The following is a 738-nucleotide window of genomic DNA, read 5'->3' as shown; positions in this document are numbered from 1 at the left end:
TGGAGTTGCTACATTTACATGGACAATGAGTTAAGGTATAATTATTTTAATAATTTATATCTTAGATGATGGAAAAAGAGAGACGAAAATTTAGTAGAGAGTTTAAATTGAATGCTGTTGAGTTAAGTTACTCAAGAGCAAACATAAAAGAACTAGCTCATGAACTCGATGTACGTCCAGAACTTATTTATCGATGGCGTAGTGAGTTTGCAAACTATCAGAGAACAAGTTTCCCCGGCAATGGTAAGCTAAAGCTGACCGAAGAGGAATCTGAATTATCCAGGTTAAAGAAAGAGCTTGCTGAGGCAAGAATGGAGCGCGATATATTAAAAAAAGCAGTTCACATCTTTTCCAAGAGCGGTGGGAAATTTACCAGTTCATAAGAAATCATATTAGCTTATTTCCTATTGAAATGATGTGTAGAGTTCTGGATGTTAGTCGTAGTGCTTATTACATATGGCTTAATTCAGCACCGAACCAAAGAACACTAGAAAACAAGAGGCTTACTGATCAGATCAAAATGATTTATAATCAGAGTCATCAGACCTATGGAAGTCCTCGGATAACGAAAGAACTAAAAGCACTATCTATTATGGTTTCAAGACCACGAGTGGCGCGTTTAATGAAGAAAGCTAATATAAGAAGTGTTACAAAAAAGAAGTTCGTAGTAACGACTTATTCTAAACATGGATTTGCACTATCTCCAAACCTTTTGAATCGGGAATTTAATCCGAAAAG

General features: G+C 35.6%; 2 protein-coding genes. Both read left to right on the top strand.

Going from position 1 to position 738, the window contains the following annotated elements; genetic code table 11:
• The first annotated feature begins 65 nt into the window (after positions 1-65).
• Positions 66-383 (top strand): transposase, encoded by a 318-nt coding sequence (locus ACXR6G_RS20120; protein ID WP_458363247.1) that lies wholly within the window; start codon positions 66-68, stop codon positions 381-383.
• Positions 384-412: 29 nt separating this feature from the next.
• The coding region (locus ACXR6G_RS20115; RefSeq protein WP_458363246.1) for an IS3 family transposase at positions 413-738 on the top strand (326 nt) is incomplete at its 3' end.

Source organism: Ancylomarina sp. YFZ004 (assembly GCF_054254355.1).
This window is presented reverse-complemented; position numbering and strand designations above follow the sequence as displayed.